General features: G+C 74.3%; 15 protein-coding genes and 1 pseudogene. 8 read left to right on the top strand and 8 right to left on the bottom strand.

Annotation, left to right across the window (positions count from 1 at the left end; genetic code table 11):
- Positions 1 to 513: YsnF/AvaK domain-containing protein (locus BZZ08_RS36595; protein ID WP_241965649.1), on the top strand; the 513-nt coding region annotated here is incomplete at its 5' end.
- A gap of 45 nt (positions 514 to 558) precedes the next feature.
- Here BZZ08_RS36595 and BZZ08_RS36600 read toward each other — a convergent pair.
- Entirely contained in the window at positions 559 to 2,904 is a 2,346-nt protein-coding gene (locus BZZ08_RS36600) for an ATP-binding cassette domain-containing protein (protein ID WP_104636472.1), read from the bottom strand.
- 42 nt (positions 2,905 to 2,946) lie between these two features.
- The gene (locus BZZ08_RS36605; RefSeq protein ID WP_104636473.1) at positions 2,947 to 3,966 is read right to left on the bottom strand and encodes an LLM class flavin-dependent oxidoreductase; all 1,020 of its coding nucleotides are present in this window, start codon (positions 3,964 to 3,966) and stop codon (positions 2,947 to 2,949) included.
- Between the two features lie 109 nt (positions 3,967 to 4,075).
- Here BZZ08_RS36605 and BZZ08_RS36610 point away from each other — a divergent pair, with 109 nt between their 5' ends.
- On the top strand, positions 4,076 to 4,567 hold the full coding sequence (locus tag BZZ08_RS36610) for a phosphatase domain-containing protein (protein WP_104636474.1): 492 nt from the start codon (positions 4,076 to 4,078) through the stop codon (positions 4,565 to 4,567).
- 33 nt (positions 4,568 to 4,600) lie between these two features.
- Here the strand turns inward: BZZ08_RS36610 and BZZ08_RS36615 are convergent, their stop codons facing one another.
- Positions 4,601 to 4,816 (bottom strand): dodecin, encoded by a 216-nt coding sequence (locus tag BZZ08_RS36615; protein ID WP_198601909.1) that lies wholly within the window; start codon positions 4,814 to 4,816, stop codon positions 4,601 to 4,603.
- Positions 4,817 to 5,078: 262 nt separating this feature from the next.
- Here BZZ08_RS36615 and BZZ08_RS36620 point away from each other — a divergent pair, with 262 nt between their 5' ends.
- Positions 5,079 to 6,347, top strand: coding sequence for an extracellular solute-binding protein (locus tag BZZ08_RS36620; protein WP_104636476.1), 1,269 nt, complete (start codon positions 5,079 to 5,081; stop codon positions 6,345 to 6,347).
- A 54-nt stretch (positions 6,348 to 6,401) separates the two neighbouring features.
- On the opposite strand, the gene egtD is transcribed toward BZZ08_RS36620, so the two are convergent.
- The 4 genes from egtD to egtA are packed head-to-tail and all read right to left on the bottom strand — an operon-like array spanning position 6,402 to position 10,823.
- Positions 6,402 to 7,373 carry an L-histidine N(alpha)-methyltransferase gene (egtD, locus tag BZZ08_RS36625; protein WP_104636477.1) on the bottom strand — a complete coding sequence of 324 codons (972 nt, stop codon included), beginning with the start codon at positions 7,371 to 7,373 and terminating at the stop codon, positions 6,402 to 6,404.
- A complete protein-coding gene (gene egtC / locus BZZ08_RS36630; protein WP_104636478.1) occupies positions 7,370 to 8,170 on the bottom strand; it encodes an ergothioneine biosynthesis protein EgtC in 801 nt (266 codons plus the stop codon). Before egtC ends, egtD begins: the two co-directional genes overlap by 4 nt.
- Positions 8,170 to 9,525, bottom strand: coding sequence for an ergothioneine biosynthesis protein EgtB (egtB, locus tag BZZ08_RS36635; protein WP_104636479.1), 1,356 nt, complete (start codon positions 9,523 to 9,525; stop codon positions 8,170 to 8,172). Before egtB ends, egtC begins: the two co-directional genes overlap by 1 nt.
- Complete coding sequence (gene egtA, locus BZZ08_RS36640; protein ID WP_104636480.1) at positions 9,522 to 10,823, bottom strand: ergothioneine biosynthesis glutamate--cysteine ligase EgtA; 1,302 nt, start codon at positions 10,821 to 10,823, stop codon at positions 9,522 to 9,524. Before egtA ends, egtB begins: the two co-directional genes overlap by 4 nt.
- 285 nt (positions 10,824 to 11,108) lie before the next feature.
- Between egtA and BZZ08_RS36645 the strand changes: the two genes are divergently transcribed.
- Positions 11,109 to 11,948: a TIGR02452 family protein gene (locus BZZ08_RS36645; protein ID WP_104636481.1), complete on the top strand. Its 840-nt coding sequence runs from the start codon at positions 11,109 to 11,111 to the stop codon at positions 11,946 to 11,948.
- On the opposite strand, the gene BZZ08_RS36650 is transcribed toward BZZ08_RS36645, so the two are convergent.
- Positions 11,933 to 12,397: a type II toxin-antitoxin system PemK/MazF family toxin gene (locus BZZ08_RS36650; RefSeq protein WP_104636482.1), complete on the bottom strand. Its 465-nt coding sequence runs from the start codon at positions 12,395 to 12,397 to the stop codon at positions 11,933 to 11,935. The genes BZZ08_RS36645 and BZZ08_RS36650 overlap by 16 nt on opposite strands.
- Before the next feature lie 99 nt (positions 12,398 to 12,496).
- On the opposite strand from BZZ08_RS36650, the gene BZZ08_RS36655 reads away from it, so the two are divergent.
- The 4 genes and pseudogenes from BZZ08_RS36655 to BZZ08_RS39125 all read left to right on the top strand — a co-directional run.
- Positions 12,497 to 13,387: an NAD(P)-dependent oxidoreductase gene (locus tag BZZ08_RS36655; RefSeq protein ID WP_104636483.1), complete on the top strand. Its 891-nt coding sequence runs from the start codon at positions 12,497 to 12,499 to the stop codon at positions 13,385 to 13,387.
- Positions 13,388 to 13,475: 88 nt separating this feature from the next.
- On the top strand, positions 13,476 to 13,898 hold the full coding sequence (locus BZZ08_RS36660) for a PPOX class F420-dependent oxidoreductase (RefSeq protein ID WP_198601910.1): 423 nt from the start codon (positions 13,476 to 13,478) through the stop codon (positions 13,896 to 13,898).
- A gap of 342 nt (positions 13,899 to 14,240) precedes the next feature.
- Positions 14,241 to 14,669, top strand: coding sequence for a VOC family protein (locus BZZ08_RS36665; RefSeq protein ID WP_104636485.1), 429 nt, complete (start codon positions 14,241 to 14,243; stop codon positions 14,667 to 14,669).
- Between the two features lie 295 nt (positions 14,670 to 14,964).
- A pseudogene (locus tag BZZ08_RS39125) lies at positions 14,965 to 15,235 on the top strand (hypothetical protein); the annotation flags it as partial.

A 15,235-nucleotide genomic window follows, 5' to 3' on the forward strand; every position in this document is an offset into this window, starting at 1 on the left:
GGCCGGACCGGCGAGACCGGCGGCGAGGACATGCGTGCCGCGGCCGGTACCGGCGGCATGACCGGACGCCAGGGCGCCATGGAGCGCGAGGGCATGCGCGGCGACGAGGCCATGACCCGCTCCGAGGAGCAGATGCACGTCGGCGTCGAACGGCACGAGTCGGGCCGGGCCAGGCTGCGCAAGTACGTGGTCACGGAGGAGGTCCAGCAGACCGTTCCGGTGACCCACGAGGAAGTACGCGTGGTGCGCGAGCCCATCACGGACGCCAACCGTGACGAGGCCCTGGCCGGGCCGGAGATCAGCGAGGCCGAGCACGAGGTCACGCTGCACGCGGAACGCCCCGTCGTGGAGACGGAGACGGTGCCGGTGGAGCGCGTCCGGATGACCACGGAGGAGCTCACGGAGAACGAGACGGTGCGCGGCCAGGTCCGCAAGGAGCGCATCGAGGCCGAGACCGAGTCCTTCACGGAGGACGAGACCGGCCGGGGCGGCGAGCGGCGGGGCCGCGAGTGACCGTCCCCGTCGTCAAGCGCGGGACCGTGCGCCGGTGAACGGACTTCACCGGCGCTTCCCGCCGTCCAGGGCCCGGGCCAGATAGGGCGCGGTGGCGCTCCCTTCGACGCCCGCCACCTCGGCGGGCGTCCCGGCGGCCACGATCCGGCCGCCCGCGTCGCCGCCGCCCGGCCCCAGGTCGATCACGTGGTCGGCGCCCGCGGCCACACCCATGTCGTGCTCGACCACGACCACCGTGTGCCCGGCGTCGACCAGACCGTGCAACTGGCGCATCAGCACCTCGACGTCGGCCGGGTGCAGACCGGTCGTCGGCTCGTCGAGCAGGTACAGGGTGTGGCCGCGACGCCCCCGTTGCAGCTCGCTCGCCAGCTTGATGCGCTGCGCCTCCCCGCCGGACAGCTCGGTCGCGGGCTGGCCGAGCCGCAGATACCCCAGGCCGACGTCCAGCAGCGCGGCCAGGCTGCGGGCCACCGCCGGTGTGTCCGCGAAGAACTCCGCCGCCCCCTCCACCGTCAGGTCCAGCACCTCGGCGATGTTCCGTCCCCGGTACGCCACTTCTAGCGTCTCGGGGTTGTAGCGCGCCCCGCCGCAGTCCGGGCACGGCGCGTACGTGCTCGGCAGGAACAGCAGCTCGACGCTGACGAAGCCCTCGCCCTGGCAGGTCTCGCAGCGCCCTCCCGCCACGTTGAAGGAGAACCGGCCCACGCCGTAACCCCGCTCCCGCGCCTGGCCGGTGGCGGCGAAGACCTTGCGCACGACGTCGAACAGGCCCGTGTACGTGGCCAGGTTGGAGCGCGGGGTGCGGCCGATCGGCCGCTGGTCCACGGAGACCAGCCGGTCCACGCCCGCCAGGTCCTCGGTGATCTCGCCGACCAGGGTCGACTTCCCGGAGCCGGACACGCCGGTCACCGCGGTCAGCACCCCGAGCGGGAACCGCGCGGTCACCCCGCGCAGGTTGTGCCGGGTCACCGGACCGACCGTGACCGTGCCGCGCGGGGCACGCACCTCGCGGACGGGCGCGGGGGAGCGGTGGAAGAGGTGACGGGCGGTGGCGGACTCCGCGACCTCGGCCAGCCCGTCGACCGGGCCGCTGTACAGCACCCGCCCGCCGTGCTCCCCGGCCCGCGGACCGACGTCCACGATCCAGTCGGCGCCGCGCATCACGGCCAGGTGGTGCTCCACCACGAACACCGAGTTCCCGGCCGCCTTCAGCCGCGCAAGGACCGTCAGGAGCGCCTCGGTGTCCGCCGGGTGCAGTCCCGCCGAGGGCTCGTCGAGGACGTACACGACCCCGAACAGCCCGGAGCGCAGCTGGGTCGCCAGGCGGAGCCGTTGCAGCTCCCCCGCCGACAGGGTGGGGGTGGGCCGGTCCAGGCTCAGATAGCCGAGCCCCAGCTCGACGACGGGCGCGATCCGGGAGGTCAGATCCTCGGTCAGCACCCTGGCCGTCTCGCCCTCGGTCGGCAGCAGGGCGGCCAGCTCGGTGAGCGGCAGCGCGGCCAGCTCCGCGACGGTGCGGCCGCCGACGGTCACCGCGAGCGCCTCGGCCCGCAGCCTGCCGCCGCCGCACACCGGGCAGGGCGCGCTGGTGAGGAACCGCTCCGCCTTCGCCCGCAGCGTGGCGCTCTTCGAGTCCGCGAACGTCTTCATCACATAGCGCCGGGCGCTCATGTACGTGCCCTGGTACGGCCGCTGGATGCGGTCCGCGTCCCGCACCGGGTGCACCGTGACCACCGGCTGGTCGTCGGTGAACAGGATCCACTCCCGCGCCTCGGCGGGCAGCTCGCGCCAGGGCCGGTCCACGTCGTACCCGAGCGCGTCCAGGACGTCCCGCAGGTTCTTGCCCTGCCAGGCGCCCGGCCACGCGGCGATCGCACCGTCCCGGATCGACAGCGAGGGATCCGGGACCAGCAGCTCCTCGGTGGTGCGGTGCACCCGGCCGAGCCCGTGGCACTCCGGGCAGGCCCCGGCCGCGGTGTTCGGCGAGAAGGCGTCGGAGTCCAGCCGCTCGGCGCCGGGCGGGTAGTCGCCGGCGCGGGAGAAGAGCATCCGCAGGGAGTTGGAGAGGTTGGTGACCGTCCCCACCGAGGAGCGGGACGTCGGGGTCGCCCGCCGCTGCTGGAGCGACACGGCGGGCGGCAGCCCGGTGATCTCGCCCACCTCGGGGGCGCCGACCTGGTGGATCAGCCGGCGGGCGTAGGGCGCGACCGACTCGAAGTAGCGCCGCTGCGCCTCCGCGTAGACCGTCCCGAAGGCCAGCGACGACTTCCCCGATCCCGAGACGCCGGTGAACACCGCCACCACGTCCCGGGGGACGTCCACGTCCACGCCCCTGAGGTTGTGCTCGCGGGCGTCGCGCACCCGGACGTACGGGTCGTGGGGGCTGTGCATCGCGGAGGGCTCCGTACGGTGGCTGGGACAAACCCCGCGATTCTACGCCGGGGTGCCCTGCGGCCCCGTACCGGTGACACGGGCGAGCCGCCGGTAGGAGTCGAGCAGCGCGGCGCGGTCGTACGTGCTGGTGGTGACCAGGACCTCCTGCGCGCCCGTCTCCTTCACCAGCCGCTCCAGCTCGTCGGCGACCTGCTCGTCGGTGCCGGCGACGTGGCCCGCGAGACCGGCCTCGTACAGGTCGCGCTCCTTCCCGGTCATCGTCCGGGCCTCCACCTCCTCGGCCGGGGGCAGCGGCGGGAAGGAGCCGCGCGTGCGGGCGTGGGCCATGGACCACGCCTCCGGGACCAGGAGCCGCCGGGCCGCCTCGGGCGTGGCGGCCACCGCGACGGTCCCGGAGACGACGACGTACGGCTCCCGGCTCCACTCGGAGGGGCGGAACCCGGCGCGGTAGCGGTCGATGCCGCGGCGCATCCGGTCCCGGTCGCGCAGGTCCCCGACGACCATCGGCAGGCCGGCCCGGGCGGCGACGGCCGCGCCCTCGCCCATGGCCAGCACGAACGGCGGTACGGTCAGCCCCTCCGAGGGGCGCGCGTGCACGCCCGTGGGCGAGGTGCCCCGGAACCAGCCGAGCAGCTCGGCCAGTTGCGCGTCGAAGTCCTCGGCGTCGTCCTTCTCCCGGCCCAGTGCCCTGCGGACGCCGTCGGTGAAGCCCACCGAGCGGCCGAGACCCATGTCGATCCGGCCCGGGAAGAGCGACTCCAGCACGCCGAACTGCTCGGCGACGACCAGCGGCCGGTGGTTGGGCAGCATCACGCCCCCGGTGCCGACGCGGATACGGCTCGTGGCTCCGGCCACGGCGGCCGCGAGCACGGTCGGCGCCGATCCGGCCACCCCGGGCACGCCGTGGTGCTCCGCCACCCAGAACCGGTGGTAGCCGAGCCGCTCCGCCTCCCGGGCCAGCTCCACGGTGTCGCGCAGCGCCTCCCCGGCGGTGCGGCCCGCCCGGATGCGGGAGCGGTCGAGGACGGAGAAGCGGGTGGTGGCGAGTACAGAGGTCACACCCTGTTCAACGTCCGCACGCCGCACAGATTCCCGTGATCGCGCGCCGCACGGGTTCCGGGCACCCTCTCGGCGCCTCGTCCCGGCGGCGCGCTCTAGGGTGGGGCGGGTGAGCGACAGCAGCAGGCCCCCGGTGGCCGTGTTCGACCTGGACAACACCCTCGCCGACACCGCGCACCGGCAGCGGTTCCTGGAGCGCCGGCCGCGCGACTGGGACGCCTTCTTCGCCGCCGCGCCGCACGATCCGCCGCTCACCGAAGGCATCGCGCTGGTACGGGAGAGCGCGAAGGAGTGCGAGATCGTCTACCTGACCGGACGGCCCGAGCGCTGCCGGCGCGACACCCTCGACTGGCTGGCCGCGCAGGGCCTGCCGGACGGGGCCGTGCACATGCGCGGCGACGCCGACCGCAGGCCCGCCCGGCGCACCAAGCTGGAGATCCTGCGCAGGCTCGCGCGGACCCGCGAGGTCCGGGTCCTGGTGGACGACGACGAGTTGGTCTGCGACGACGCCGAACGGGCCGGTTTCCCCGTGCTCCGGGCACGCTGGGCGGCCCGGTCGGCCGAGCTGCGCGTGGCGCAGGAGCGCGAGGGCCGCACCTGAGGGACGTGAACGTCCGAAGGGGCTTCGGGGGCGTCAGTCCGACTCCTCCAGGCGGAAGCCGAGCTTGAGACCGACCTGCCAGTGCGCGACCTGCCCGTCCTCGATCTGGCCGCGCACCTGCGTCACCTCGAACCAGTCCAGCTGGCGCAGGGTCTGCGAGGCGCGCGTGATGGCGTTGCGGACGGCCTGGTCGACGCCGTCGGGAGAGGTGCCGACGACCTCGGTGACCCGGTAGGTGTGGTTCGACATGCGGGTGCTCCCTTCCACGGGCAGCGGTGTGCCCTGCGTCACTCCACCGTGCCCCAAGTCGGGACGGAGCGCGAGGGATCGGCCCCGGGGGTGGAAACCGTCCGGTACCTCCCGGTGCCTCCCCTTGACCTTTGTAATGGTCCATACCAAAATCCCAGACACCCGTTCGAGCCTCGGGCTCGTCCCCCCACGTCGGGTCTCCCTTCGCGTGTGCAGGACACGCCTGCCTGCGCCCTCTGTTCGTCAGTCAGAAGGACCCCTCGTGAGACGTCGCCTCCTCGCCCTTGTCTGTGTGTCCGCCTCCGTGCTCAGCGGCTGCGGCCTGATCTCGCAGGACGGCGGGAGCGAGCGGCACACCATCACCGTGTGGCTGATGAAGGACAGCGCCTCGCAGGACTTCCTGAAGCGGTTCACCGAGGGCTTCGAGGCCGACCACCCCGACCTCGACCTGGACATCCGCATCCAGGAGTGGACCGGGATCGGCGACAAGGTGCAGGCCGCGCTGAAGGCCGACGGCTCGGACGGACCCGACGTCGTCGAGGTCGGCAACACCCAGGTCCCGCAGTACGCGGAGGGCGGCCGGCTGCAGAACCTGACCCTGGAGTCGATGCGCGACTGGGGCATCCGCGACTGGCTCCCGGGTCTCGCCGAACCGGGGCAGTGGATGTCCCAGCAGTTCGGCATCCCCTGGTACGCCGCCAACCGCGTCGTCATCTACCGCAAGGACCTCTTCGAGCAGGCCGGCGTCAACGAGCCGCCCCGCACCCGCGAGGACTGGCTCACCGCCACGGAGAAACTCGACAAGGACGGCGACCAGGGCATCTACCTGGCCGGCCAGGACTGGTACACGCTCTCCGGCTTCATCTGGGACGAGGGCGGCGAACTGGCCACCCAGGACGGCGAGGGCGGCACCTGGACGGGCGCCCTGGACTCCGAGGCGGCCGTGCGCGGTATGGACTTCTACCGCGAACTGCAGGCCCTGGGCGACGGCCCGGTCGACGCCGACGAGGAACACCCGCCGCAGTCCGGGGTCTTCGCGAAGGGACGGGTCGCGCAGATCGTCGCCGTGCCGGGCCTCGCCCAGTCCATCGTGCGCGACAACCCCGACCTCAAGGGCAAGATCGGCTTCTTCCCGGTGCCCGGCAAGAGCGCCGGCAAGCCCGGCGCCGTCTTCACCGGCGGCTCCGACCTCGTGATGCCGAAGAACACCGACCAGGAGGAGGGCGCCCTCGCCGTGATCGAGGCGCTCGCGGGCGAGAAGTGGAACACCGACCTGGCCCGCACCATGAACTACGTCCCGAACAAGAAGTCGCTCGCCGAGGAGGTCTCCGGCGAGGAGGGGATCGAGGCCATGGCGGCGGGCGCCGCACAGGGCCGGGCGACCCCCGGCACGCCCCAGTGGGGCGCGGTCGAGGCGGACAACCCGATCAAGGCGTACATGACGAAGGTGCTCACCGGGGCGGACGCGAAGTCGGAGGCCCGCAAGGCCTCCGACCGCGTCACCGCACTGCTGGACGCCAACGAGCGCTGACCGGCCCGCGGCCGGGCCGGCGCCGCCCGGCCCGGTTCGCTCGGTACGGGCCGCTCAGCGCGCCACGCTCAGCGAGAGGGCGAAACGGCCCTCGCCGTCCGTCCACCAGTGGGCCAGGTCGAGTCCGGCCGCCGCCAGCTCGGCCCGCACACCCTCCCGCCGGAACTTCGCGGACACCTCGGTGCGCAGCTCCTCCCCGTCCGCGAAGTCCACGGCCAGGTCGAGCGCCTGGACCTTGACGGTCTGCGCGGTGCGCGAGCGCAGCCGCATCTCGATCCACTCCCGTTCGGCGTTCCACAGCGCCACGTGCTCGAAGGCCGCGGGCGCGAAGTCGGCCGCCAGCTCACGGTTCACCACCGACAGCACGTTCTTGTTGAACTCGGCCGTCACCCCGGCCGCGTCGTCGTACGCGCGGACCAGCACCCCCTCGTCCTTGACCAGGTCCGTGCCCAGCAACAGGCTGTCGCCCGGGGAGAGCAGGGCGCGGACGGAGGCCAGGAACCCGGCGCGCTCCTCGGGCAGCAGGTTGCCGACGGTGCCGCCGAGGAACGCCACCAGCCGGGGTCCCGGCGTGTCGGGCAGCGTCAGCCCGGCCGTGAAGTCGGCGATCAGCGCGTGCACCTGGAGATCCGGGCGCTCGGCGACCAGCGCCTGCCCGGCCTGGGTGAGGGCGCTCTCGCTCACGTCGACCGGCACGTAGCCGCGCAGCCCGGTCCGCCCGGTCAGCGCGTCGAGCAGCACGCGTGTCTTCTCCGAGGAGCCGGAGCCCAGCTCGACCAGGGTGCGGGCGCCGGTCGCCGTCGCGATCTCCCCGGCCCGGTCGACGAGGATCTCCCGCTCGGCCCGGGTCGGGTAGTACTCCGGCAGCGCGGTGATCGCCTCGAACAGCTCGCTGCCCCGCGCGTCGTAGAACCACTTCGGCGGCAGCCACTTGGGCGTGCTCGTCAGGCCCGCCAGGACGTCGGCACGCAGGGCGGCGTCCGTGGCGTCCTCGGGCAGCGTCCGGGTCAGACGGAACTGGCTCACGTGCGGGGCTCCTTCGGGGAGACGAAAGCGTCTGCCGAGGCGGTATCGCCCGGCACCTTGAGCGGGGTGAGCCGCACGTCCGTGCCGCTCGCCGCGAGCAGGGAGCGGTCGGGGACCTCCTGCCAGTGCGGATCGTCGTCGTAGGGCTCCGAGGCGACGACCGTGCCGCCGCCCGGACGGGAGAGGTACCAGAGGGTGTCGCCCCAGGTGGTGGCGGTGACGGTGGAGCCGTTCGTGAGGAGCAGGTTGAGCCGGGAGGCGGGGGCCGCCGCCGCGACCTCCAGCACCGTCTCGGCCAGCGCCCGGCCCTCGTCGTCCCCGGCGCGCAGCCGGGCCAGGACCAGCGCCCACACGAGCGCCGAGTCGTTGCGCGCCTCCAGCGACAGCAGCTGACCGGGCGGCAGCGTCGCGGCCACCGGAGCCAGCGAGTCCGGCCAGCCCGCCACGGCGCCGTTGTGGCTGAACAGCCAGGTCCCCGCCGCGAACGGCGCCGCGGCCGCCTCCGCGTCGGCGCCGGACAGCGTCGCGTCCCGTACGGCGCCCAGCAGCGCGCCGGTCCGTACCACCCGGGCCAGGTCGGCGAAGGACCGGTCCGCCCAGATCGGTCCGGCCCGGCGGTACCGGGCCGGCACCGGGTCGCCCTCGGCGTACCAGCCGACACCGAACCCGTCGGCGTTGACCGTGCCGTACCGCTGGTGCCGGGGCGCCCACGACTGGCGGTACAGACCGTGCGGCGGCGCCACCAGAAGCTCGCCGAGCGGCTCCGCGGGGCCCACGTAGGCCAGGTGACGGCACATCAGGAGGCCTCCGCCGAGCGTGCGGTGCGGAACCCGGAGAAGATCTGCCGCCGGATCGGATAGTCCCAGTTGCGGAACGTGCCCCGGCAGGCCACCGCGTCCACGGCGAAGGAACCGCCGCGCAGCACCTTGTACTCGGGGCCGAAGAACACCTCCGAGTACTCCCGGTACGGGAACGCCCGGAAGCCCGGGTACGGGGCGAAGTCGCTCGACGTCCACTCCCAGACGTCGCCGATCAACTGCCGTACGCCGAGCGGCGACTCACCGGCCGGGTAGCTGCCCGCGGGCGCCGGGCGCAGGTGCCGCTGGCCGAGGTTGGCGTGCTCCGGGCCCGGGTCGGCGTCGCCCCACGGATAGCGCAGGGCGCGGTCGCCGGCCGGGTCGTACCGGGCGGCCTTCTCCCACTCGGCCTCGGTGGGCAGCCGGCGCCCGGCCCAGCGGGCGTACGCGTCGGCCTCGTACCAGCACACGTGCAGCACCGGCTCGTCGGCCGGTACCGCCTCGGTCACCCCGAAGCGGCGCCGCAGCCACTGCCCGCCGTCCCGGCGCCAGAACAGCGGGGCGGTGAGGGAGTGCCGGCGGACGTGGTCCCAGCCCTCGGGGGTCCACCAGCGCGGGTCGTCGTAGCCGCCGTCCTCGATGAACGCCCGGTAGGCGCCGTTGGTCACCGGGACGGTGTCGATGTAGTACGGCGCCACCTCGCGCCGGTGCGCGGGCCGTTCGTTGTCCAGGGCCCACGGCTCGGTCGACGTGCCCATGATGAACGGGCCGCCCGGCACCAGGACTTCCGCGGGTCCGGTGAACAGCCCCGCCGGGTCCGGGTCGGGCGCGGTCAGGGCCTGCGGGCCCCGGCGCAGCTGGTGCGTGATCAGCATGGTCTCGTCGTGCTGCTGCTCGTGCTGGGCGATCATCCCGAAGGCGAAGCCCGCCTCCGTCAGCCGCGTCCCGTCGAACGCGGTGCGCTCCAGCACGTCCAGGGCCCGCCCGCGCACGTCCGCCGCGTAGCGCCGGGCCTCGGCGGGCGACAGCAGCGGCAGGTTCGGCCGCTCGGAGCGGGGATGCTCGAAGGCGTCGTACAGGGTGTCGATCTCCGGGCGTATCGCCTCCTGCCCGGCGACCGCGCGCAGCAGCCACTGCTCCTCCTGGTTGCCGATGTGCGCCAGGTCCCACACCAGCGGGGACATCAGCGGCGACACCTGGGCGGTCAGGTCGGGGCCCTCCACGCAGCTGGTCAGCAGCGTGGTGCGCTCACGGGCGGTGACCAGCGTGGTCAGGGCCCGCTCACGCAGCCGCTCGGCGTCCACCGCCCCTTCGCCGGAGGTGACGGTGGCGGTCTTGTCGGTGGGGTCGGTCATGAGCGGGTCTCCCTCCCGTGCGGGCCACGGTCCGCGCCGCCCGGCATGTCCAGCAGATCGTCGGCGGGGCAGCGGCCCCTGAGGACGTAGCGCTCCCGGTACCCGGCGACGGCGTCGATCACCTCGGGGCCCGCGCCGAGCCGGGGCAGCGCCGCGAGCGCCGCCGTGAAGCAGGTGACGGCCGCCTCGCGCAGCTCCGGATCGGTCAGCGCGGCACGGGCCGCGTCCTCGTACAGCGGGTTGTGCGGCGCGGGCAGGCCGAGCGTGCGCTCGGCCAGGGGCTTGACCGCCCGGTAGGCGGTCTCGGTGGCCTCCGGGTCGTCGAACAGCGCGGCGGTCACCGCCAGCGGCACGATCCAGCCGTCGTCCCCGGGCTGCGCGTCGATCATGCGCAGCTCCAGGTGGCCGCGCGGCCGTACCGGCGGGAAGAGCGTGGTGAGGTGGTAGTCCAGGTCCTCCCGGGTCGGCGGCCGGGGCACCAGTTCGCGGGTCCACTCCCGCAGGGTCAGCCCCTCCGGCACGTCCCAGGGGCCGCCGTCGCGGCGTACGCACATCACCGGGGCGTCCAGCACGTGCCGGGCCCAGGTGCCGCGCGGGTCGCTGTCCAGCGGGGGACCGCCCGCCCGGCCGGCGCCGATCTGCGTCCACCGCAGCTGCCGGGTGGACCGCCAGCCGGTGGGCCGGCCGCCGGACAGCGGGGAGTTGGCGAACGCGGCCAGCAGGACGGCGCCCAGATGATGGGCCAGCCACCACCGGCGTACGTGACCCATCGGCCCGGGTTCCTCGTGCCCGGCGTCCACGCACACCTGCACGGACGCGGAGGCGCACATCATGTACCGGCCACCGGGACCGGTGCGGTCGAGACAGGACTCCATGGCGTCGTAGCGCGGCTGCCGCAGGTAGCGGCGCGGCGGGTGCCAGGGATCGTGGCCGAGGCCGACCAGGGCGAGGCCGTCCTCGCGCAGGACGGCACGGACGGCGTCCAGGTCGGCGGAGACGGAGCGGACGCACTCCGTCAGCGAGGCGGCGGGGAGCGAACTCAGCTCCAGCTGGCCGCCGGGCTCGACGGTCAGCGCCGACCTCAGGGGCACGGCCCGCAGCGCGGTGTACAGCGCACGGAGCCGTTCGGGTGACACGGGGAGCCGCGGCGCGCGCAGCTCGTGGACGAGCCATTCCACCTCGACGCCGAGGAGCCTGGGCGGACCGGTCTTGAAACAGATGCCGTGGACCAGCGCCTCGACCTCGGCCTCACTCACAGCGGTACGCGGCCGGATACAGCCGCCAACCGAATCGGACATGTCGGGATCCTCCTGAGATTCCACCATGCCGCCGGCCCCTCTGCGGTGGGCCGGGCCGGCACACTCGTCCCACCCAAGACCCTCGTGCCGCTCCGCACAAGGGTGCATTTCGGGACGTTCCCGCTCGGTAATCTCCGCGATCCGCCCGTTGGCGAGGGCTTTCCACGTCGTTCGCCGGTCGGGAAACTCCGTTGCACCGCATCCCAGCATCACCCAGGATTCCCGCATGAGCACGACGGGGGAGACCGCGGCGCGCGCGGTCACGGCGTCCACGGGGGTGGCGCCGTGAGCGCGCGCCTGCGGGGCATCGCACAGCAGACGGAGCAGATCGTCGCGGCCGGGTCCTACCGCGCGTCCGACGGGCGCGAGGTGTCCCTCGCGGCGGCGATCGGGGCGGCCCGGGACGGTACGCGGACGTACGGTCCCGGGCCCGTCGAGGTGTCCGTCCCGGCCCGGGCGGGCACGGTCCTCGAGGTCACCGGCGAGAGCAGCCTGGAGGCCGCCCGGCGGCTCGGCGGCGACGTCGCCGTGCTCAACTTCGCCTCCGCGCGCAATCCGGGCGGCGGCTACCTCAACGGCGCCCAGGCCCAGGAGGAGGCCCTGTGCCGGGCCTCCGCCCTGTACACCTGCCTGCTGCGGGCGCGCGCGTTCTACGACCACCACCGCGCCCACCGCGACCCGTTCTACACGGACCGCGTCGTCCACTCGCCCGGCGTGCCCGTCTTCCGCGACGACCGGGGCCGCCTGCTGGACGAGCCGGTCACGGCCGGATTCCTGACCTCCGCCGCGCCCAACGCGGGCGTGGTGCTGCGCACGGCCCCGGAGCGCGCCGCCGACCTGCCCGCCGCCCTCACCGCACGCGCCGAGCGGGTGCTGGAGACGGCCGTGGCCCACGGGTACCGGCGGCTGGTGCTCGGCGCCTGGGGCTGCGGCGTGTTCCGCAACGACCCCGCCCAGGTGGCGGGCGCGTTCCGGACACTGCTCGGACCCGGCGGACGGTTCGCCGGTGCCTTCGAACGGGTGGCGTTCGGCATCCTGGACCGCACCCCGGGCGCCACCGTCCGGGCGGCGTTCGAACGCGCTTTCCCGGAAGGGGCGGGCGGTCCCGGTCAGCTCCAGCCGTAGCGCTCCCGCAGCCGCTGCCGTACGAGGTCGAACCGCATCCGGTCCAGGGCGCACGCCTCACGGCGCATCCCGGCGTCGTGCAGGCGCAGCACCCGGTCCACGTCGACCCAGGAGTCGCGCCCCGAGCGGTCCCACGGCCCGCTCCCGATCGGCACCCACTCGCGGTCGCCGTCGTGCCGCTTGCTGGAGAGCTGCACCGCCAGCACCGTCCCGGCCGCCTCCCGGGCCACCACCAGCACCGGCCGGTCCTTGCCCCGGCCGTCCGCCTCCTCGTAGGGCACCCACGTCCAGACGATCTCGCCGGGATCGGGATCGCCGTCGTGCGCGGGGGCGTACTCGGTCCGCACCCGGCCCACCTCCCGCGGGTCGGCCTCGGTGGTGGCGGAGGGGCCGTAACGGCCCGGGACGGTCTCGCCGTTGCTGTCGATGTCGTCGGTGAAGGCGTTCACGGCCGTACCGTACGGGACGGGTCCGCGCGGACGCGCGGGGACCCGCGTCCGGTGGCAGGCTGGCCCCCGGCACGACCGTACGAGTCAGAAGGCGACGTCATGACCGACCAGCTCACCGTGAGCGTCCTGGGCACCGGCATCATGGGTGCCGCGATGGCCCGCAACCTCGCCCGCGCCGGACACGCCGTCCGCGCCTGGAACCGCAGCCGGGACAAGGCCGAGCCGCTCGCCGCCGACGGCGCGCACGTCGCGGACAGCCCGGACGAGGCGGTGCGGGGCGCCGACGTCGTCCTCACCATGCTCTACGACGGCCCGGCCGCCCTCGACGTCATGCGGCGGGCCGCGCCCGGGCTGAGCCCCGGCACCGTGTGGGCGCAGTCCACCACCGCGGGCGTCGACGCGGTCGCCGACCTGGCCGCCTTCGCCCACGAGCACGGCCTCGTGTTCTTCGACGCCCCCGTCCTCGGCACCCGGCAGCCCGCCGAGGCCGGTCAGCTGCTGGTGCTGGCGGCCGGTCCCGGCGCGGCACGGGACACCGTGGCGCCCGTGTTCGACGCCGTCGGCTCGCGCACCGTGTGGACCGGCGAGGACGGCGCGGCCGGCACCGCGACCCGGCTGAAGCTGGTGGCCAACAGCTGGGTCCTCGCCGCCACCAACGCGGTCGGCGAGGTCCTGGCGCTCGCCAAGGCGCTGGGCGTGGACCCGGACGGCTTCTTCGACGCCATCGCCGGCGGCCCGCTCGACATGGGCTACCTGCGCGCCAAGGCCGGTCTGATCCGCGACGGCGCGCTGACACCGGCCCAGTTCGCGGTCACCACCGCCGAGAAGGACGCCCGTCTGATCGTCGAGGCCGGCGAGGCGAACGGTGTCCGGCTGGACCTCGCCGCGGCCGGCGCGGAGCGCTTCGCCCGGGCCGCCGCCCAGGGGCACGGCGACGAGGACATGGCGGCGGCCTACTTCGCCAGTTTCGTGGAGAAGGCGACCGACTGAGCCCACCCGGGGTACCGGGTGCACGAGACCACCCCGGCATCGGCGACCGGACCCGGTGCCGGACCACACCGAATCGCGAGGAGTCCGCATGTCCAAGCCGCCGCTGCCGCCCGAGGCCGTCGACCTGCTGCGCCGCCCCAACCCGTGCGTCATGGCCACCCTCCGCAAGGACGGCGCCCCCGTCACCACGCCCACCTGGTACGCCTGGGACGACGACGGCCGCGTGCTGATCAACCTCGACGCGGGCCGCGTGCGCCTGGGACACCTGCGCCGCGACCCGCGCGTCACCCTCACCGTCCTCTCGGGCGACGACTGGTACACCCACGTCACCCTCATCGGCCGCGTCGCCGAGATGCGCGACGACGAGGACCTCTCCGGCATCGACCGCCTCTCCCGGCACTACACCGGCAACCCGTACCCGAACCGGGAGCGGCCCCGGGTCAGCGCCTGGATCGAGGTGGAGCGCTGGCACGGCTGGGGGGCGCTGAAGGACAGCTCCCAGTCGGGCTGACGGACGGTGCCGGCGGAGGTGCCCCGGCTGCGGCGTCGGACGATGTCGGGTGTGTTCCGCCGCGGTACGGCCGGGAGCCGCCGATCCCGGCCGTACCGTTCGGCGTCGTCCGTCGGCGGCGGCTGCTCGATCTCGCGCATCGTCTTCTCCCTGGCGTCGCGCGTACCGCGTGGCCACAGATCAGGGACGGATGGGGGACGGATGGGGGTCGGATCGGGGTCGGTCAAATGGGGAGCCGGGAAGCGGATCGGGGGCATATCATCTCCGCGCGGCATCGCGTGTCGGTCACCGTCCGGGTGAGGCATGGAGGCGCCGCGGAGATGCCCGTGGAGGCATTGACCCGTGTCAGTCGAGTTCAACCACACCATCGTTCTCTCCCGCGACCGGGAGAAGTCCGCCCGTTTCCTCGCCGGAGTCCTCGGTCTGGAGGTCGGTGAACCCGCCGGAATGTTCCTGCCCGTGACGACCGCCAACGGCGTCACCCTCGATTTCGCCACCATCGAGACCGACATCGTCACGCAGCACTACGCGTTCCTCGTCTCCGAGGACGAGTTCGACGCCGTCCTCGCCCGGCTCGTCGAGGGCGGGGTCCCCATCCAGGCCGATCCGCGCGGCCGGCATCCGCGCCGGATCAACCGCAACGACGGCGGCCGGGGCGTGTACTTCACCGACCCGTCCGGGCACGGCATGGAGGCCTTCACCCGCCCGTACGGCAGTGACCCGTCCTCCCCGCTGAACGGCGTCACGGAGGACGTGCCCGGGGCCTGCTGACCGGCGTCCCCGGGGACGGCACGCGTCCGTCCTCCGCACAGTGTCGGGACCGTTGTCAGACCCCCTCCGCATACTGGTGGCCTCGAAGTACCGGATGCGAGGGGGGACTGGCCGTGCGGATGCGGACGGTGTACAGAGGTGAACTTCCGGTCGCCCACGGGCGGTTCCACGTGGACAGCCGCCGGGAGCCGCGGGGACCGGTGCCCCCGGGGGCCTGCGCCGGACAGACGAACGGCAGACCTCACGCAGCGCCGCACACCGGCACCGCTGCGCGCGCGCCCCGGGGGCACCTGTTTTGTCCGGGGAACTGAGCGGGCGGGAGCGCGCCGAGATCCGGTCCTGGGGCGGACGGCTGCCCAGCCGTCGGGTGCGGGAGGCCGGCGATGTCGCGCGCGGGCTCGTGCCGCTGGACCGGGACCTGCTCGACGCCGTCGACGCGGCGTGCCCGGCCACCCAGCGCGGCCTCGCCCGGTGGGCCGCCCGCCGCGCCTTCGCCGCCGCCGGACTGGACGGCGTCGACTGGATCGCGCCCGCGCTGGCCGCACTGGACCGCGGGGAGCCCCTGC

Source organism: Streptomyces sp. MH60 (assembly GCF_002939385.1).
In the GTDB taxonomy this organism is placed as follows: Bacteria; Actinomycetota; Actinomycetes; order Streptomycetales; family Streptomycetaceae; genus Streptomyces.

What these genes read in the sequence shown, in the direction of transcription:
- BZZ08_RS36600 (WP_104636472.1), bottom strand. Translation starts at nt 2,904, where the DNA reads ATGCACAGCCCCCACGACCCGTACGTCCGGGTGCGCGACGCCCGCGAG.
- BZZ08_RS36615 (WP_198601909.1), bottom strand. Translation starts at nt 4,816, where the DNA reads ATGTCGAACCACACCTACCGGGTCACCGAGGTCGTCGGCACCTCTCCC.
- egtC (WP_104636478.1), bottom strand. Translation starts at nt 8,170, where the DNA reads ATGTGCCGTCACCTGGCCTACGTGGGCCCCGCGGAGCCGCTCGGCGAG.
- egtB (WP_104636479.1), bottom strand. Translation starts at nt 9,525, where the DNA reads ATGACCGACCCCACCGACAAGACCGCCACCGTCACCTCCGGCGAAGGG.
- egtA (WP_104636480.1), bottom strand. Translation starts at nt 10,823, where the DNA reads ATGTCCGATTCGGTTGGCGGCTGTATCCGGCCGCGTACCGCTGTGAGT.
- BZZ08_RS36655 (WP_104636483.1), top strand. Translation starts at nt 12,497, where the DNA reads ATGACCGACCAGCTCACCGTGAGCGTCCTGGGCACCGGCATCATGGGT.
- BZZ08_RS36660 (WP_198601910.1), top strand. Translation starts at nt 13,476, where the DNA reads ATGTCCAAGCCGCCGCTGCCGCCCGAGGCCGTCGACCTGCTGCGCCGC.